Origin of the sequence: Streptomyces sp. NPDC032161, assembly GCF_040636995.1 — a bacterium.
Classification (GTDB): Bacteria; Actinomycetota; Actinomycetes; order Streptomycetales; family Streptomycetaceae; genus Streptomyces.
Window position 1 is genome coordinate 172,711 of the sequence record NZ_JBEZVN010000003.1, and the last position, 18,407, is coordinate 191,117.

Annotated in this window: 13 protein-coding genes, 1 tRNA gene and 1 pseudogene; 7 read left to right on the top strand and 8 right to left on the bottom strand. The window is 71.1% G+C overall.

The features are described from left to right. Nucleotides 1-4 precede the first annotated feature (4 nt). The 3 genes from rhaI to AB0E67_RS11140 are packed head-to-tail and all read left to right on the top strand — an operon-like array spanning nt 5 to nt 4,627. A complete protein-coding gene (gene rhaI, locus AB0E67_RS11130; protein WP_362024014.1) occupies nt 5-1,168 on the top strand; it encodes an L-rhamnose isomerase in 1,164 nt (387 codons plus the stop codon). Between the two features lies 1 nt (nt 1,169). Beyond that, nucleotides 1,170-3,206, top strand: coding sequence for a bifunctional aldolase/short-chain dehydrogenase (locus AB0E67_RS11135; protein WP_362024017.1), 2,037 nt, complete (start codon nt 1,170-1,172; stop codon nt 3,204-3,206). Then, nucleotides 3,203-4,627: a rhamnulokinase family protein gene (locus tag AB0E67_RS11140; RefSeq protein ID WP_362024020.1), complete on the top strand. Its 1,425-nt coding sequence runs from the start codon at nt 3,203-3,205 to the stop codon at nt 4,625-4,627. Before AB0E67_RS11135 ends, AB0E67_RS11140 begins: the two co-directional genes overlap by 4 nt. 299 nt (nt 4,628-4,926) lie before the next feature. Here AB0E67_RS11140 and AB0E67_RS11145 read toward each other — a convergent pair whose 3' ends face one another. Continuing rightward, nucleotides 4,927-5,250: a hypothetical protein gene (locus AB0E67_RS11145; protein ID WP_362024023.1), complete on the bottom strand. Its 324-nt coding sequence runs from the start codon at nt 5,248-5,250 to the stop codon at nt 4,927-4,929. A 687-nt stretch (nt 5,251-5,937) separates the two neighbouring features. Further along, nucleotides 5,938-6,444: a hypothetical protein gene (locus AB0E67_RS11150; RefSeq protein WP_073783757.1), complete on the bottom strand. Its 507-nt coding sequence runs from the start codon at nt 6,442-6,444 to the stop codon at nt 5,938-5,940. 350 nt (nt 6,445-6,794) lie between these two features. On the opposite strand from AB0E67_RS11150, the gene AB0E67_RS11155 reads away from it, so the two are divergent. Next, nucleotides 6,795-6,868 (top strand) — tRNA-Thr (locus AB0E67_RS11155). Between the two features lie 51 nt (nt 6,869-6,919). On the opposite strand, the gene AB0E67_RS11160 is transcribed toward AB0E67_RS11155, so the two are convergent. Further along, entirely contained in the window at nt 6,920-7,402 is a 483-nt protein-coding gene (locus tag AB0E67_RS11160; RefSeq protein ID WP_362024026.1) for a DUF4188 domain-containing protein, read from the bottom strand. A gap of 79 nt (nt 7,403-7,481) precedes the next feature. Between AB0E67_RS11160 and AB0E67_RS11165 the strand changes: the two genes are divergently transcribed. After that, the gene (locus tag AB0E67_RS11165; protein ID WP_362024028.1) at nt 7,482-8,120 is read left to right on the top strand and encodes a MerR family transcriptional regulator; all 639 of its coding nucleotides are present in this window, start codon (nt 7,482-7,484) and stop codon (nt 8,118-8,120) included. A 226-nt stretch (nt 8,121-8,346) separates the two neighbouring features. Here the strand turns inward: AB0E67_RS11165 and AB0E67_RS11170 are convergent, their stop codons facing one another. Next, nucleotides 8,347-8,691, bottom strand: a complete 345-nt coding sequence (locus AB0E67_RS11170) for a hypothetical protein (RefSeq protein WP_362024030.1) — start codon at nt 8,689-8,691, stop codon at nt 8,347-8,349. A gap of 115 nt (nt 8,692-8,806) precedes the next feature. Between AB0E67_RS11170 and AB0E67_RS11175 the strand changes: the two genes are divergently transcribed. Next, the gene (locus tag AB0E67_RS11175; RefSeq protein WP_362024033.1) at nt 8,807-9,370 is read left to right on the top strand and encodes a hypothetical protein; all 564 of its coding nucleotides are present in this window, start codon (nt 8,807-8,809) and stop codon (nt 9,368-9,370) included. A 382-nt stretch (nt 9,371-9,752) separates the two neighbouring features. Here AB0E67_RS11175 and AB0E67_RS11180 read toward each other — a convergent pair. Next, nucleotides 9,753-9,930: pseudogene (locus AB0E67_RS11180) on the bottom strand (transcriptional regulator); the annotation flags it as partial. A 202-nt stretch (nt 9,931-10,132) separates the two neighbouring features. Between AB0E67_RS11180 and AB0E67_RS11185 the strand changes: the two are divergent. Further along, on the top strand, nt 10,133-11,779 hold the full coding sequence (locus AB0E67_RS11185) for an alpha/beta hydrolase (RefSeq protein ID WP_362024036.1): 1,647 nt from the start codon (nt 10,133-10,135) through the stop codon (nt 11,777-11,779). 298 nt (nt 11,780-12,077) lie between these two features. On the opposite strand, the gene AB0E67_RS11190 is transcribed toward AB0E67_RS11185, so the two are convergent. From AB0E67_RS11190 to AB0E67_RS11200, 3 genes are read right to left on the bottom strand one after another with little or no spacing between them, the layout of a single operon-like run. Further along, complete coding sequence (locus AB0E67_RS11190; protein ID WP_362024039.1) at nt 12,078-12,527, bottom strand: hypothetical protein; 450 nt, start codon at nt 12,525-12,527, stop codon at nt 12,078-12,080. Nucleotide 12,528: 1 nt separating this feature from the next. Further along, a complete protein-coding gene (locus tag AB0E67_RS11195) occupies nt 12,529-13,446 on the bottom strand; it encodes a hypothetical protein (RefSeq protein ID WP_362024042.1) in 918 nt (305 codons plus the stop codon). Next, entirely contained in the window at nt 13,447-17,769 is a 4,323-nt protein-coding gene (locus AB0E67_RS11200) for a hypothetical protein (protein ID WP_362024044.1), read from the bottom strand. Nucleotides 17,770-18,407 lie beyond the last annotated feature (638 nt).

Sequence of the window (18,407 nt, forward strand, 5' to 3'; positions counted from 1 at the left end):
TGACATGGTCGATTTCGCCGACGTCACACCGCGCCTGTCCCAGCTCGCGATCGAGCTTCCCTCCTGGGCCTTCGGAAACTCCGGCACCCGCTTCAAGGTCTTCGGCGCCCCCGGCACGCCACGCACCGTCCGGGAGAAGATCGCCGACGCCGCGACCGTCCACCGGTTCACCGGACTCGCCCCCACGGTGGCACTGCACATCCCGTGGGACACGGTCGACGACTTCGGCGCGCTCCGCGCCCACGCCGAGGAGCAGGGCGTCGCGCTCGGCACGATCAACAGCAACACCTTCCAGGACGACGACTTCAAGCTCGGCAGTCTCACCCACTCCGACCCGAAGGTGCGCCGCAAGGCGGTCGACCATCACCTCGCCTGTATCGAGGTGATGAACGAGACCGGCTCCCGCGACCTCAAGATCTGGCTCGCCGACGGCACCAACTACCCCGGCCAGGGGGACATCCGGGCACGCCAGGAATGGCTGGCCGAAGGGCTGGCGGACATCTATGCCCAACTCTCCGGCGACCAGCGGCTGGTGCTGGAGTACAAGTTCTTCGAGCCGGCGTTCTACCACACCGACGTGCCGGACTGGGGCACGTCGTACGCGCACTGCGTCGCCCTCGGCGAGCGGGCGGTGGTCTGCCTCGACACCGGGCACCACGCGCCGGGCACGAACATCGAGTTCATCGTCGCCCAGCTCCTGCGGCTCGGGAAGCTCGGCTCGTTCGACTTCAACAGCCGCTTCTACGCCGACGACGACCTGATCGTCGGCGCAGCCGATCCCTTCCAGCTGTTCCGGATCCTCGTCGAGGTCGTCCGGGGCGGCGGCTACGGGCCCGGCTCGGACGTCGCGCTCATGCTCGACCAGTGTCACAACATCGAGCAGCGGATCCCGGGACAGATCCGGTCCGTGCTCAACGTGCAGGAGATGACCGCCCGCGCGCTGCTCCTCGACACCGAGGCGCTCGACGCGGCGCGCACCGCAGGCGACGTCCTGCTCGCCCACGAGATCTTCACCGACGCGTTCTACACCGACGTACGACGTGACCTCGCCGACTGGCGCGAATCCCGCGGCCTCCCGGCCGACCCGATGCGGGCCTACCTCGCCTCCGGCTACCAGCAGCAGATCGAGGCGGACCGGGTCGGCGGTCGCCAGGCAGGATGGAACTGACGTGAACAACACCGTCGTCGAGGCACTGATCAGCCGCTCGAACCGGCTCGGCAGCGACCCGAGGAACACCAATTACGCCGGCGGCAACACCTCCGCCAAGGGCACCGAGAACGATCCGGTCACCGGTGAGCCGGTCGAGCTGCTGTGGGTGAAGGGGTCCGGCGGCGACCTCGGCACACTGACCGGATCCGGGCTGGCAGTGCTGCGCCTGGACCGGATGCGCGCACTCGTCGGCGTCTACCCCGGTGTCGAGCGCGAGGACGAGATGGCCGCCGCGTTCGACTACTGCCTGCACGGCAAGGGGGGTGCTGCCCCGTCGATCGACACCGCCATGCACGGCCTCGTCGACGCGGCGCACATCGACCACCTGCACCCCGACTCCGGCATCGCGATCGCCACCGCCGCCGACGGCGAGGAGCTCACCGGGAAGATCTTCGGCGACCGGGTCGTCTGGGTGCCCTGGCGTCGCCCCGGATTCCAACTCGGTCTCGACATCGCCCGGGTCCGGCGGGACAACCCGCAGGCGATCGGGGTGGTGCTCGGTGGCCACGGCATCACCGCCTGGGGCGACAGTTCGGAGGAGTCCGAGCGCAACTCGCTGTGGATCATCAACACCGCGGCCGCGTACATCGCCGAGCACGGCAGGCCCGAGCCCTTCGGACCGGCACTGGACGGGTACGGCGCCCTGCCGGACGACGAGCGCCGGGCGAAGGCCGCGGCGCTCGCCCCGGCCATCCGGGGAATCGCCTCGCAGGACCGGCCGATGGTCGGCCACTTCACCGACTCCGACGTGGTTCTCGACTTCCTGGCCCACGCGGAGCACCCGCGACTGGCGAAGCTGGGCACCAGCTGTCCCGACCACTTCCTGCGTACCAAGGTCGAGCCACTGGTCCTCGACCTGCCGGCGACCGCCTCGGTGGAGGAGTCGATCGCGCGGCTCAAGGAGCTGCACGTCGCCTACCGCGCGGACTACCGGTCCTACTACGAGCGGCACGCCACCGAGGACTCGCCCGCGATCCGCGGCGCGGACCCGCTGATCGTGCTCGTACCGGGCATCGGCATGTTCAGCTTCGGCAAGGACAAGCAGACCGCCCGGGTGGCCGGCGAGTTCTATGTGAACGCGATCAACGTCATGCGCGGCGCCGAGGGCCTGTCGACGTACTCCCCCATCGACGAGGCCGAGAAGTTCCGTATCGAGTACTGGGCGCTGGAGGAGGCGAAGCTGCGGCGCATGCCGGAGCCCAAGCCGCTCGCCACCCGGATCGCACTGGTCACGGGCGCCGCCTCCGGCATCGGCAAGGCGACCGCGAAGCGGCTCGCCGCGGAGGGCGCCTGCGTGGTGATCGCCGACCTCGACCTGGCGAAGGCCGAGGCCGCCGCGGCGGAGATCGGCGGCCCGGACGTCGCCGTCGGGGTGGCCGCGGACGTCTCCGACGAGGCGGCCGTGCGGGCGATGACCGACGCGGCGGTACTCGCCTTCGGCGGCCTCGATCTGGTCGTGAACAACGCGGGTCTGTCGCTGTCGAAGTCGCTGCTGGAGACCACCGAGCGGGACTGGGACCTTCAGCACGACGTGATGGCCAAGGGCTCGTTCCTGGTTTCGAAGGCGGCCGCGAAGGTGCTGATCGACCAGGGGATGGGCGGAGACGTCGTCTACATCTCCTCGAAGAACTCGGTCTTCGCCGGGCCCAACAACATCGCCTACTCCGCGGCCAAGGCCGACCAGGCGCACCAGGTCCGGCTGCTGGCGGCCGAACTCGGGCAGCACGGCATCCGGGTCAACGGCGTCAACCCCGACGGCGTGGTCCAGGGCTCCGGCATCTTCGCCGGCGGCTGGGGCGCCAAGCGGGCGGCGGTGTACGGCGTGGAGGAGCAGGACCTGGGCAAGTTCTACGCCCAGCGCACGCTGCTCAAGCGGGAGGTCCTGCCGGAGCACGTCGCCAACGCGGTCTTCGTGCTCTGCGGTCCGGACATGACCCACACCACCGGTCTGCACGTGCCCGTCGACGCGGGCGTGGCAGCGGGCTTCCTCCGATGACCTCGGTGCGGGTCGCGGCGGTCGACCTCGGCGCGACCTCCGGACGGGTGATCGCCGCCGAGGCGGGCCCCGGCCTGCTCCACCTCGATGAGGTGCACCGGTTCCCCAACGATCCGGTGCGCACCTCCGACGGGCTGCACTGGAATCTGCTGGAGCTGTACCGCCAGGCGCTGGCCGGCCTCCAGCGGGCGCATCGGACCGGCGGCGGGCTGGCCGGTGTCGCCATCGACTCCTGGGCGGTGGACTACGGTCTGTTCCGGGACGGCCGGCTGCTCGGTGTTCCGTTCCACTACCGCGACGAGGTGCGCGGGGCGACGGGTGTCGAGCGGGTGCACGCGGCGCTGCCGCACGCCGAGTTGTTCGCCCGCAACGGCCTGCAGTTCCTGCCGTTCAACACGGTGTACCAACTGGCCGCCGACCCGTGGGCCGAACTCGCCGACCGCATGCTGCTGGTGCCGGACCTGCTCGGCCGGTGGCTGACCGGTGCGGAGGCGACCGAGCGGACCAACGCGTCCACCACCGGGCTGCTCGATGTCCGCACCGGTGAGTGGGACCGCGAGCTGGCCGACCGGCTCGGGCTGCCGCAGCGGGTGCTCGGCGAACTGGTCGACCCGGGCACGAGGATCGGCGCACTGCGGGGTGACCTCGCCCGCGCGCTCGATCTGCCCGAGCTGCCGGTCACGACGGTGGGCTCCCATGACACGGCCTCGGCCGTGGTGGGTGTGCCGATGACCGGGCCCGGCGCGGCGTACATCTCCTGCGGCACCTGGGGGCTGGTCGGCGTGGAACTCGCCGAGCCGGTGCTCACCGAGGCGGCGCGCGCGGCGAACTTCACCAACGAGGGCGGTGTGGACGGCCGGATCCGCTTCCTCACCAACGTCATGGGTCTGTGGCTGCTCAGCGAGAGCATGCGCTGGTGGGCGCGGGACGGCGGACCGGTGTCGCTCACCGATCTGCTGGCCGCGGCCGCCCGGCTCCCCGGGGGTGTCGAGGTGTTCGACGTCCAGGACCCGCGGTTCCTCGCCCCCGGCGACCTGCCGGTGCGCATCGCGCAGTGGTACGACGAGCGCGGGCTGTCGGCGCCCACGGACCGGCCGTCCCTGGTCCGTGCTGTCGTGGAGAGTCTCGCGCAGGCGTTCACCGACGCCGTCGAGCGCACCCAGGAGCTGTCCGGTGAGCGGATCGACCGGATCCACGTCGTCGGCGGTGGCTCGCTCAACGTGCTGCTGTGCCAACGTCTGGCCGACCGGTCGGGCCGCAAGGTGCTGGCCGGTCCCGTCGAGGCCACCGCGCTCGGCAACGTGCTGGTGCAGGCGCGGACGGCAGGCGCCCTCACCGGCACACTGGAGGACCTCCGTGCCCTGGTGGCCCGGACCCACGCCCCGGTCGTCTTCACTCCGCGCCCACGTCGGGCCGGCTGATCCGGGGGCGCCTCCGCGTCGACGGCCTTGCCCGACGCGCGGTGTTCCCGGGCCTCGCCCGGTGTGCTCCGGTCCGGTCCGCGGGCGTGCGCGGGGGCCGTCGTACCACTTCACGCCGGCCGCCCGGGACATCCGGTTCGCGGGAGCGGGAGCGGGGCGCCCCCTGTGTGCCCCGCTCCCGCCCCCGCACCGGACACGCAACCCGACGCAACGCGCACAGGGCCTGGCCGTTACCAGCGGCAAGAGCGCTGGCGAAGGCCCGGTAGGAGTCCTCCGGAGTCGCGGGAAGTCTCGGGGCTTCAGGAGCCGCAGCGTCCCCGGCTGCGGGAGTGGATCCTGCCGGGGACCTTCTGGAAGTGACCGGAGTGCTCCTCCACGTACCAGTAGGTGCCGGAGCCGGCCTGTTGCCGACTGACGTGGGAGGCGGCAGCGAGAAGGACCTGGCTGCCGGAGCCCGATGTCGTGGAGGGCGCGGTTCCTGGCTTCTCCGGCGCGGTGCGAGTGATCACCACGGCCGCCACAGCCGTCGCCGTGGCCAGGGCGAGACCCGAGAGGAGAGGGCGGCCCACCCGCCGCGGCCGGGCGGTGGCGCGAGCCGTGCGCGTCGCCCGCGGACGGCTCATGACCGTGGCGAGCGTCCAGCTTGCGCCAGGCCACGGTGAACGTCTCGTTCACCACCTCGTCGGCGACCTGTCGTCCCGCACGGCTGACCACGTAGGCCCACACGCGTTGCCGACAGCCGTCATAGATGGCGGTGAAACGATCCGCGTCGTTGTCGGGCACTGCCGCACCTCCTGTCCCTCCTGGTGTGTTCTGTCGTTGGGGAGTGGACCGAACGGGGCGATCGTTACAGCGGCACGTCGGAGAACACGCCCGCGGGACGAGGCATACGTCACATCAGGGTCCGCAACGGTGCCGCACAGGGCGCGGCGGTCGAAGGGGTGGTGCCGCAGGTGGTGCAGGTGACGTGGAGGACAGGCGAGGTCCTCGTCCATGGGCTCGGCGACCCGGCGCTGAACGTGGGCGTGGGCCTCGGCGACCCGGCGCCGGGCGGCGGGTGCCGCTCGACCTGCACGCAGGTCCGGGACACAGGCTGCGGCCGGTGTCGCCCCACATGGTGCAGGGCTGGTGGGGCGGGCTCCGCATTCCTCGTACACCCGGTCCGCGGTGGTACGGCGAACAGCGGCTGCGACGAGCCGGGCGGCACCGGCGGAGGTGGGTGCGGACTCGGTGACGAGGTGGAGGTCGAAGGTGCTGACGAGGTGGGGGGCGAAGGTGCTGCGGTGGCCGGCGCCGTCGCGGATGCTGCGCTATCCGCGTGTCGCGTGCATCTCCTGGAACAACTCGAACTCGCCGTCGGGTGCGGCACTGAACCCCTGCCAGCGGAACGAGGTCGCCGTGACGTCGGTGAACGTCCACCGCGAGCGACTGCCCTCGGAGTCGGTACCCTCCTGGATCATCCCACCGGCGCCGTCAGGCCGGCCGATCTGGGAAAAGTACGACGGAAGCTTCGGTGAGATCCACGTGATCTGCCACAACCCGGTCGTGATGTCGTACATGCGGATGGTGGTGCCGGGATACCGACCGTGGAACTCCGGGCAGAAGAGCACGTCCTGCACCACCCGGCCGCCCAAGGCCCAGCCGAAGCGCCACTCACCCGCTGCGGTACGCCACTGCCCGTCGGGGTACCGGTATCGGTTGCTGATGTTCCAGGTTCCGACCAGCCTGCCGTAGAGCATCATCGCCTCGGCATGGTCCGGATCCGGGCCGTCGGCCGAGAGCAGCTCCAGCATCGAGTCACGGGACGACACAGTCATCAGGCTCTCAAACCTCCTGCTGGTGGAACGCGATTGACCGGCAGAGGATAGCCCTCCCCGCTGACACAGCGAGCGTTGCCCGATGCGGCACTGGGCCGTGTCGTCGAAGTGCCGCCTGCCGTGCGGCGCTTCGACGACACCTCCCAGTTGCGGCTGCCGGCGACACGGGAGGGCCGAACCCGCCGGGCCGGCCTCTGCGTCGCCCGTGGACCCGCCGTATCCGGGACGTCCCCGAACACGTCCACGCCCGGCCGCACCGGGGCCGGAGCGACGGTCGGGACGTCGTGGAGCGTCGGTCGGCCCTTCAAGGGCAGTGGACCGCGGGTGACTCGTATGATCGCCGACGGGATGGGGCTCGTAGCGCAGTGGTCGTCGCGCCTTCGCCGCGTGTGGGAGGACGCCGGTTCGAATCCGGTCGGCCCCTTCCCGCCCTGCGTCGTCACACAGGGCCGCCGCAGCACAGGAGTTGGACGGTCTAGCCCGTGAGCCGCTCCGCGGCCCGCTCGCCCCGCCGCCCGACCGGCTCGACCCCGTGGGCTTCGCCGAGCCCGGTCGGCGGCATGGCGTGGTAGATCGCCTCGTACGAGCCCGCCGGCACGATGTACGTCTCGTGCCAGATGCCGACACTCCCCGCAGCGCTCCGCGCACGGCGGTTGAACGCCGCCCAGGCGGGGTGGTGCTGCCGTTCCGGGGCCGAGGCATAAGCGAGCAGCTTCTCGCGCGACTCCCAGTACTGGACGACCGTGTGGGTGCGCAGCCCGGCCGTGTACCCCCGGTATCCCAGCAGCCCGCTGCCCTCCTCGCACGCGAGTTCCCTGAGCATGCGCGGCATGGCCGTGAAAGTGGGCAGCCAGTGGCGCACCGACCGCCACCGGTTGATCCGCATCCCGATGAGGAAGACCACCACGTCGCCCTCGGCCGCCGCCGTGACCCGCCCCGCTATCGGTGCCGTACCCATGCGCGCTCCCTGCTTCCTATTGAATAGCGTCACTATCCATGTTTGGATAGTGACAGTATCCGATGGAGGGTGCAAGAGGATGCGACTGGCCGAACTGAGTGAGCGCAGCGGGGTGTCCACCTCGACGATCAAGTACTACCTGCGGGAAGGGCTGCTCCAGCCCGGCCACCGGGTCACCGCCACCCAGGCCGCCTACGACGAGGAGCACCTGCGCCGGCTGCGTCTGGTGCGGGCGCTGATCCAGATCGGCAAGGTGCCGGTGACCGTCGCGCGGGAGGTGATCGACGCCGCGGAGGACACGTCGCTGGACCACCACATGCGGCTCGGCGCGGCCACCTGGGCGCTGCCGCACGAACCGGGGCCCACCGAGGACGACGAGGCGACCGGGATCGCGCGACGCTCGGTGGACGCGTTGTTGCAGCAGTTGGGCTGGCACGGCATGCACGACGAACCCTCCCCCGCCCTCGGCACGCTCGTCGCCTCCGTCGCCGCGCTCGTCCGCCTCGGCTACCCCTGCGACACCGCGCACCTGCTGCCGTACGGCCGCATCGCCGCCGAGCTCGCCGTCGCAGACCTGGACGCGGTGGAGGAACAGCCCACGGCGGCCGGGCAGATCGAGGCGGCCGTCGCCCTGACCGTGCTGTACGAACCGGTGCTGCTCAGCCTCCGCAGGCTGGCGCACGTCCAGGAATCGGCACGGCGGTTCGGGGGCTGCTGACCCAACGAGCCGCCCGCTGCCCAAGGCCGGGCCTGAGCGAGGACTGCCGAGTGCAACGGGACCGTCGCGCGGGAAATCGCCGTCAGCCGGCTCATCCGGCCCGGGCTCCTGCTGCCCGCCCGGGGCGGCCCGACCAGGCAGGCCGAGCAGGGCAGGCCGACCGAGGCGGTCCCGAGCGGCGAAGCTCCTCGCGAACGCCGGTTTCGCGGGTGATCGCGAGGCCCGGTCACACGACCAGGCGCAGCCAGGCCGCCGCGAGTGCGGCGTGACCGGGCGACGGCGGATGTACGCCGTCCGCGGCCCAGTACTCCGACCCGGTCGGCGCGGCGAGCTCGGCGAACACGCCGTCGGCGGCGGGCAGATGCGCGCCGGACTTGCGGGCGAGCTTGCGCACGACCTGGATCTTCGGGTCCCGGTCGGTGCGCCATTCCGTTCGCTCAGTCACTCCGATGAGCACGACACCGGCACCGGCCGTGACGACGCCGTGGATGGGCAGGAGGAACGGCTTGCCGAGCCATGCGGGAACGTGCAGGTCCGAGTCACGGGACGGCCGGTCGAGCGCGTCCGTCATGGTCAGCGTGCCTTCCCGCGCCTCATGGCTGCCGTCGGGTGCGAGGGCGACGAGGTGCCGCAGTTGTCGTCGGGCGCCCGTCAGGGATTACGGGTCAGCCCATAGTGTGATCTCCATGGAGATACCCGGTCTCGGGATCGTCGAGGACGATGACGATTCCTATGTGAGCGATCCGGTCACCGTGCCGGTACTGGGCGACGCGGAGTGCCAGTTCGTCGTGGTCGGTTACGACGACGATGACGCACAGGAGGACTTCCACACCGCGATCGACGCGTTCCTCGCCCTCGACGCCTCGACGTTGCGCGCGGCGGCGCCATCCGTCTTCGCCTACTACCAGGACGTCCGGTCGAGGCTGGCCGAGGTCGGCATCGACCGCGTCGTGGCCATCGACGGACCCGACGACGTATGGGACCACGTCGAGTTCGGCTGGGAGGTGACGATCGAACGGGACTGGTCCGGCGATCGGCAGGTGTGCCTCTCGATCGGGTCGTCCTGCGCCTGGGAGCGGGAGCACGGCCTCCAGATCGTCTTTCGCGGCGGCCGCACGGTGACGAAGGTCGGCCCGTTCGACGGGCACCTGAGCAATGCGTCCGCCTACGGCCGTGACGAGCTCGCGGACGTCGTCTACCACCGCCGCCGAGCCGTGACGGACGAGCCGTCGGAGCCGCCGGCACGCTGATGCGGCCGCCGACCCAGCGCCGCCTGCCCCCGGTCCGCCGCCCCTGGCGGTGGGCTCGGGGTGACGGACCGGACCCGGGGAGGCAGGCGGCGAAGCCGCGGTTGGCGACGTACCGGCCCCGCTGGGATCCGAGGTCCGCAAGGGCGTCGGCGGTCCACACGCTGTCGAGACCCTGGTGGCCGCCCGCGGCCCAGGACGTGTCTTCGAAGTGCCGTCGTTCGGCCGGAGGCCGGGCCATGCGGCGTCTGGTGAGTGCGATCGCAGGGCGGAGGCTCGCCCTCGTACCGGACGTACGAGCACGCGTCCGACAACGCCACGAGCGTGTGCGCCAGGCGTCGCACGGCAGGCGGCACTTCGAAGACACGGCCCGGGAGCCGGCTGTCCGGTCCCAGCGGCGGACGTTCAGCGTGCAGTACTCGACCACCCGCTGGAGCGGGCGCGGAACCTGGGACTGGTTCAGCGGGTGCATCTCCACCCGTGCCCCACCGCCCGCGTTGAGGCGGCGCAGGAGGGGGTCCGCGACGTTCTGGCGGCGCACGCGGCAGTAGGCGGGCGTCGATGCGTTCCAGGTTCGTTCTCGACGGGCGGCGCTGTTCGCCACGTCACCGAAGGCGGTCCGTCCCCTACAACTCGAGGACCACACAAGGTTGTTGTGTCATTCCCAGGGTGGAGGGGAGGTGCAGCCCGGCGGGGGATCCGCATGCGTGACCGATTCCTGAAGGATCCTTCCTGTCCGAACATACGACCGGAAGGATCGATATCGTGCGCAGACGTCGTCTCGCGCCCCTGTTGGCCGTGAGTGTCACGGCCACGCTGGCTCCCGCGCTCGCCACCTCGACGGCCACCGCCGCCACGGCCTCCACTCCGTCGACCGCCTCCTCGTCCGCGGCCACAGGCGCGCTGGACCAGTACGTGAAGCAGAAGCCGCAGTGGAAGCGGTGCGAAGCCGACGCTCCGGCGGAGATCGAGTGCGCCACGATCAAGGTCCCGCTGGACTACCGGGTTCCCAGGGGCAAGCGGATCGACTTAGCCATATCCCGGATCAGGAGCACCGCGCCCGACAAGCGGCACGGTGTCCTGTTCTCCAACCCCGGCGGCCCGGGAGGACAGGGGCTCTACATGCCGCTGAGCATGCAGGAGATGCTCCCCGAGTCCGCACGGCAGAAGTACGACCTCATCGGCTTCGACCCGCGCGGTGTGGGACGGAGCAGCCCGGTTTCCTGCGACATGAAGCCGGAGGAGGAGGACTGGCTGCGGCCGTACAAGGAGGCGACGTTCGACAAGGACGTCGCCTGGGCCCGCACGGTCGCGAACAAGTGCAGGGAGAAGGCGGGCGACACGCTCCCGCACATCACCACGCGCAACACCGCGCGCGACATGGATCTGCTCCGGGCGATCCTGGGTGAGAAGAAGATCTCGTACGTGGGCTACTCGTACGGCACCTACCTGGGCGCCGTCTACACCCAGCTCTTCCCGGGCCGGGCCGACCGGTTCGTGCTGGACAGCGCGGTCGATCCGGCGCGCGCCTGGCGCGGGATGATCCAGTGGTGGGCGGAGGGCGCCGAGCCCGCGTTCGACCGGTGGACCGAGTGGGCCGCCGAGCGTTCGGAGAAGTACGACCTCGGCGACACCTCGAAGGAGGTCGAGCGGACCTTCTGGGACCTGGTCGCGCAGGCCGACGAGGAGCCCATCGAGGTGGACGGGCAGCCGACCACCGGTGATGACATCCGAAGCGGTATGCGCGGGGCGGTCTTCAGCCCGGAGTACGCCACCGAGGGGGTCGTGGAGCTGAAGAAGGCCGCGGCCGGCCAGCCCGCCTCCGCGAAGAAGCTCGCGGCGTTCACCGGATCCGAGCAGGCCGGAACCGCGGGCGCCGCCGCCGATGCCGCCGAGGTGCCGTCCGACAACATGACGGCGAGCTTCTGGGCCGTGGTGTGCGGCGACAACTCGGCCGCGTGGTCCCGCGATCCTGAGAGCTACCGGCAGGACGCCATCGAGGACAAGGGCCGCTACCCGCTCTTCGGTGACTTCGCGTCCAGCATCAAGCCCTGTGCGTTCTGGGACAAGTCCGTGGAACCGGCGACCAGGGTGAACAACAAGGTCGGCTCCCTGGTCGTCCAGAACGAGTGGGACTCGCAGACCCCGCTGCCCAGCGGTCAGGCCCTGCACGCCACCCTGAAGGGCTCGAAAATGGTCACCGTCCTCGGCGGCGAGGGCCACGGCGTCTACCCGAACGGCAACGCGTGCACGGACGGTACGGTCACCGGCTACCTGCTCAACGGAAAGCTCCCGGCGAAGGACGTGACCTGCGAGGCGACCGCCGACTCGAACGCGGAGGGTCGGAAGAACCAGAAGCGGGACGTGCTCCCCGGGTCTCCGCTCCCGGAGCGTGCCCCGGACCGTTTCTGAGCCCGGTCGCACGGCCCATCGCCACATGACCCATTGAAGACGGGCGGGACCTCCCGGGGTCCCGCCCCCCTCGTGCGTCGTCGGCGCGGCCTGGCGCCGACGAGGGCGTGGACGTGGCAGCCGCCCGAGTCGAGCGGTCCCGGGCCGTCCAACAGCCGGGCACAGGTGCCTGCTCCCCGTCGAGGAGCCGCCCCGTGGCGGGCGTGGAACTCGCGGAACGAGCCTCGCGGACGGGCTCGCCGCCGGTTACCGCCCTCCGGAACCACCGTCCCATGAGCTCCGGAACGCGAGCCGTCAGCTACTCGTCATCCGACCGCACGGCCCCGGCCTCCCGGAGCCGCCGGGAAATGGCCCCCCGTATCTCGTTCCCCAGCCGTTCCCGCTCCGCCGCCTCCTCCGCCTCCCGGTCCCGCGCGATCAGCGGACCCAACTCCCGCCGCACCCGCGCGATCACGTCATCCACCCGCTTCCCGCTCTTCTCCCCCGGCTCCCGCACCCACGCGTCGATCACCCGCAGGGCGTTCCCGAGCAGTTCCCGGTCCCCGGCGGTGATCCCCCGCAGGATGTGCGAGACATCGACATCCCCTCCCGCCGCACCGGCCGTGCCCGACCACTCACCGATGGCGGCGAGCGCCTCCTCCCGCACGCGCCGGGCATCACTCCCCTGGGCCGCGGATGCGGCCATCAACGCGCGCAACGACTTCAGAAGGCGATCCGCCGTCTCCGCACCATCCGTGTCGGAACTCATCTCAGGTATTCGCTCCTTCGGGCGGCTCTTCGGTGTCCAGTCGGGTCTTGACCTCGTCGACGATGGTCCAGCACTCCAACTCGTACGGCCAGAGCCGGGGCAGATGGGCGCGTGCCTCGTCGGGGTCCATGAAGACGAAGGCCACGTTGTCGACCGGTTGGTCGGGACCGAGCGCCTGATCACGTCGCACCGCGCAGGCGTCGCGCATCTCGACCGGCGACACGGTCCGCCCGAGGACGACGACTTCCAGCACCCGGCGTTCCGCGTCGTAGAAGCCACGGATGTCCTTGTCGTAGACGTACGGCTCCTGCAGGTAGCCCCCCTCGTCCGTGATGCCCATACGCAGGTGTGCCGGTTTCGCCTGCTGGAGTGCGGCCGACGCGTCGAGGTCGAGATCGTGGAACTGCACGAGGGTGGTGTCGTTCGGTCCGTGGTGCAGCCGCCAGCAGTCCTGGTCCAGCCAGCGGCGGGAGACCAGAAGGCGGTGCCCGGGGCCCTGGAAGGCGCAGGCCCAGCCGTGCCGGAGGTGATGTCCGCCGAAGCCGGGTGCCCGGTAGAACAGCGGGCCGCGAGTACGCCATTGCGCATGGAGTGTCTTGAACGAAGCGACGCGGAAGGGCAGCCCGCTCAGCAGCCCGACCACCTCGGCCGGGCCGCCCTTGAAGTCGAAGGCGGCGTCGACGTATCCGTCGGCGCGCACGACGAGGTGGTGCTCGGCGGCCTCGTCGAAGTACGCGGCGACGGTGTCCCCCGTGCCCGCGAAACGCTCGATCCAGTCCGGCGAGGGGCGTGCGCCGCGGGAGTCGACATCGACCTCACGCGGTGCCTGCGCGTCTCCCCACAGCCGCTGCTCCCACAGGGCGTGCGCCGCCGCGGTCGCGTCCGGGGTCTCCAGCGCCACCGTGATCCTTCCCAGCATCTACTGTCCGCCTCCCGTTGCCTCGGCCGTCCTGCCGTCCAACCATGCCTTGAAGTCACGCCCCGCCGCAGTACTGAAGTCCAAGGACCTCCAGTCCTCCGGGGTGAGCACCCTGGGATCCCCGCGGGTGTTGAACACTTGGATTTCGAGGTCCGCTTCTCCGTTGGCCTTGAGGAACTTGAAGAGCCAGGATGCGTTGCTGTGCACTCCCTGCGGATCCAGGAAGGCCACCCGTACCAGATTGATCGGCCGCCTTTCTCCACCCACCGATATGTCTTTCCCGGGTATCTTGATCAGGTCATTGATCTGACCTTCTATTTCCTTGTCGTACTTGGAGATGTTCTTGATCTCCACGATGGTGTCGTCCTCGACGAGGTCGAGCCGTCGAGGTTTTTCCAGGGTGACACCGTCGACGGCGTCCTTGGGGATCACGACCTGGGAGTTTCCGTCGGGCGCGTGATTCTTCTCGTACCAGGCCTCACCCAGGGGTCCGCGGTCGGATCCGTGCAGCTCCTTGCTGATACGCAGAAGATCGGCGTGACTTCCGACCTTTTCGGCCAGCTGTTTCGCGAAGTCTATTTTCGCGACATGCCGCACGTCGTCGTAGAGGCGACCCGCCGGATCCGGCATCTTCGCGATGAAATCGGCCTCCGAGCCGATGACTCCATTGTCCTTGAGGACCTTGATGAACTTGCCCAACGGCTTGCTCTCGTCATTGCCGCCCAGCTTGTCGAACGCGTCCTCCCGCGTGATGGACGGGTCGGCATCGAACCGCGGCTTGGGGTTGGCGGCGGTCTCCGGCTTCTGGTCGACGATGCTGCCGAGCGGATTCTCGTCGGTGGGCGGGATGAACCAGTGCTTCTTTGTCGAGGGATCGTTCTGGACGAGTTCCAGCGGTCTGTCCTTGGGCTGGCGCCAGACATGGCCGTCCGGCAGGTCCGCTTCGGTGTAGCCGAGGTTCCTGGCTGCCTTCAACCCCTCGCTGTCCGCGGCGACATAGCCTCGCCCGGGGTCCAGATTCCATTCCTTGAGGGTGTTGGCGTGGGCGTTGACCTGCTGGATGAGGAAACTGAGTTCGGCTTCGAGTTCGGAGCGGGCGGCGGGGTCGGCATCGGCGTAGGTGCGGGCGCGGTCGGCGATGACGGCGGGGAGCTTGCGGAGTTCGAGGCGGGCCTCCCAGGCCATCGAGCCGACGGGCGGGGAGCCGTGGATGCCGACCCATTCGGTCACCTGGCGCAGGAGTTGGCGTACGCGGCCGGAGAGGCCTCCGTAGCGCATCATCGTGCGGGCGGTGGGGGCGTGGAGGCGGATGTCGGTGGGGGTGGCGGAGGGGCCGACGGCCATGCGGACGTTGGTGATCAGGCCGTTGTCGTCCATGTCGTAGTGGACGCGGACGGTGCGGCCGGGGAGTTCGGGGTCGATCCTGACGTCGACCCGGTCGCCCAACGGGCCGAGCACGCTGCGGAGTTCCGCTTCGATGTCGGCCTGGTCGCGAGGGCGCACGGGGCCGTCCGCACTGCCCTTGCCCCCGGTGGGGTCGAGGCTGGAGCCGTCCCAGGAGGTGGCACCGTCGGGGCCGCGGCCCGGCTGCGGGCTGCCGCCGGCGTCACCGCCGGGCCTGGGACCGGGACCGTCGACATCGGGCTTGGCTCCGGGGGCGCCGCCGGGTGCCGGGCCCGAGCCGTCCGGCCTGAGCCCGGCCGGGGCGTCGGGCACGTCGGCGTCGGGCGCCTTGGGGACGTTGACTTCGGGGGCGTCGGGCGCGTCGGGGGCTTTGACATCCGTGGGGAGCTCGGGGACTTTGATGCCGAGCCTTCCCAGACCGGCCGTCACGCTCGTGGAGACCCGTTCGGTCATGGCGCGCACGCGCGGATGGGCCATCACGCCGGTGACCGCCACCGACGTGGCCACGCCGATCAGCGCGTCCTGCAAGGTGTAGCTCTGGCCGGTGATGGCGGCGTCCGCTGCGCCGAGGCCGACCTCGACCCCCGCCTCGACCGTCATCTCGATACCGACGCGGACCCCCGTACTCAGCGCGGTCCTGGCGACGGCCGCCGACACTCCGCCACCGATCGCTCCGCCGATCGCCCCGAAGAGGGCCGCCTTCCCGACCCCCTCCAGCGGTGGCAGGCCGTAACAGACGTTGCTCACCACTTGGCCCACGGCCCCCGCCACCGCCCCCACGATGGCTCCGCCGACGACCGTTCCGATCACCCCCGCGGCGGCGGCACTCGCCCCCATCGCCCCGGCCAGCGCCCCGATCGGCCCGATGATCAAGGGCCCGAGCACCAGCGTCAGCGCGATGACGACGACGATGACCAGGACGACGACGAGGACGGACACCCAGCGCGGCTTGACCTTGGCGGCTGCCTTGTCCGCCTCCTCGGTGATCTTCGGGTGGATCTCGTCCTTCCCCGTTCCCGTGGCCGCCTTTTCCAGGCCTTCCGCGACGGCCTCGACCTGCCCGTCCGCCCCCTCCTTGAACTTGCCGGAGAGTTCGGTGTACGCCTTGTCGAGCCCCTGCAGTACCTGCTTGTCGGCGTCCTCGTGACCGCTCCGCATGGTCTTGGCGATCTCGGCGAAGTACTGCTGGACCTGCCGCAGCCCACTCGCCGTCCGCGTGGCGGTGGTGGTCAGCGTCTGCCCGGTGGATGTCGCGGTCTGCTGCGCGGACCGCGCCGCGGCGGAGGAGGTCTGCGAAATCCCCGACGCCGTACGCTCCCCCAGCGCCGCCAGCGACCGCCCGGCCTGCGCGGCCCGCGCCCGCAGCCCGTCGGCCGTCCCCTCCAACCGCTCGTCGAACCGGTCGCCGGTGTCCCGTAACACCTCTTCGAGCTGGTCGGGATCGGGCGCCTCGTCCGTGCCGAGGATCCGTACGAACTCCCGCAGGCTCCGGTCCAGCCCTGCCCGCGCCGCGGCCAGGCTCCGGCCGATGGCGGCGTTGACTCCGGCGGCCTGACGTTCGGCGGCCTGCCGCTGCTGCGCCGCCTGCGCACGGATCGCCGCCAGTTGCGACGTCTCCAACCGGGCCAGACCCGCCTCGGCGGAACTCACCGCCCGGCCGATCCCCTGGAGCGCACCCGCCTTGGCGTCGTCGGCACTCCCGGCCGACTGCCGGTGCGCATCGGCCAGGCCCTGCTGACTCTGCTTCAGCACCGAGTCCAGACTCTTGCGGACGTCGTCGGAGATCTTGCGGACCGTGTTCTCGGCGTCCGGCCGGCCTTTTCGTATGTCGCCGATGGGCTCGTCCGCGGCCTTGGGCAGTTGCTCCTTGTACCCGTCGCCGACCGCCTTGGCGGCATCCGCCCTTGCCTTGCAGCGGTTGTCGGTCAGCGGACCGTCCCAGAAATTGTCGTCGCGGTGGATCATCTTGGCGCGGTACTGCTCGGCCCGTTTCCTGGCCTCGCCGACCGCCAGGTCCCCCGCGTGCGCGGCGGCGTCCCGGATCCGTTGTTCCGTACGGGTGTAGAGGTCTCCGAGCGCCGACAGCTGGTCGTTCTGCTTGCCGGTGACGGCCTGGTCCGCCGTACGGGCTCCGCCGTCCATCGCGGTCCGCGCGCCCGAGGCCGCTGTCCCCATCGCCGCGACCGTCGCCGCGTGACGGGCCTCCACCTGGCCACGGGCTGCCCGCGCCTGCGCCTGCACACTCGCCCTGGCAGTGCGCACGGCCGCCCGCACCGCCTCCGCACCGGAGGTCTCGGCAGACCTGATCTCCGCCAGCGCCGTCGCCTTGGCACCGTTGACCTGCCCGGTCAGCTGGGGGCCGAGCGCCGCCAGTTGGCCCGATTTCGCCCGGCGACCGCCGACGAACGCGGCAACCTGCTCCTTCCCGGCCCTCCGGTCCCGCGCCAGCCCCTGCTTGTAGTCCTGTACCTCCGCCTCGTGCTCCTGGGGGGACTGCCCCCACAGCGGTGGCAGCAGCGGCTCCACCTCCAGCTCCACGAAGCCGAACCCGCCCCCGTCGCCGCCTCCGCCTTCCTGGCCTCTCCGGTCCGGCCTGCCGGGATCCTGCCCCGACTGCCCTTCCTGCTGCTGTCCTTGGGATCTGCCGTGCGCCGGTACGCGGTCCGGGTCCGGCCCCGACTCCCCCCGCCGTCCCCGGCCGCTCTCCGTGGCCTTCGCGTCCGCCGCGCGACGTTCCTTCAGCAGTGACGAGCCCGGCCGCTTTCCCTTGCGGGCCGACTCCAGTTCGCCCTTGCGCGCGTCCGCGGTGGCCGAGGCGGCCGCGGCACCACCGTCCGGGAGCCGTGCGGGCAGGACGGGCTCCTCGGCCGTCCGCGGCCGGTCCGGCCGCGCCGCCTTCTCGTCGGTCGGCGGCCTCATGACGGCACGAGACTCGGCGGGGCGCGCTTCGGAGGCGTGGGCCGCCCCCTCCTCCGCGCCGAAATCGCCCATCCCCGGGGAAGCGCCGGGCGAGGTCGCGGGAACGGCTTCCTGCCGGTCCGACGCCGACCCGCCATACGTAGACCCTTGAGCAGGGGGGCCGCCCGGCGCCTGATTCCCCGGGCCCCCGAGACCCTGCGGGCCCGCCGGCCCCCGGCGTACCGGTGACCGCGACGGACGCTGCGCAGCCAGCAGCCGTGACACGGCGGCATTGCCCGCCCCGCGCTGCAACCGCTGGACGGATCGAGCGTCGAGCGTACGGCCGCCACGCCCCGCGGGCTGCGGAGTCCGCCGCTCCCCGCCCCGCTCCGCCTGTCGCTCCGGAGTCCTGGCCTCGTCGTTCTCGGGCGCGCTGTCACGAGCGTGCACGGCGGTGGCCCTTCACCGGTGGTTCGAACGTCGCGTCCGAGCCTCCATCGGGCAGCGCGCCCACGAGAGAGCCGTCGAGGCAGCATCACGGGCAGTCCCGGCTGCCCTTGCCGCCCTTCCGGGCGGCGTCGTCGACGGAGAGCCGCATGTGCGAACCACAGGGCGGGTGTGCCGGGGCGCGCGGAAGGACCGTTCACTCATGGGCCCCG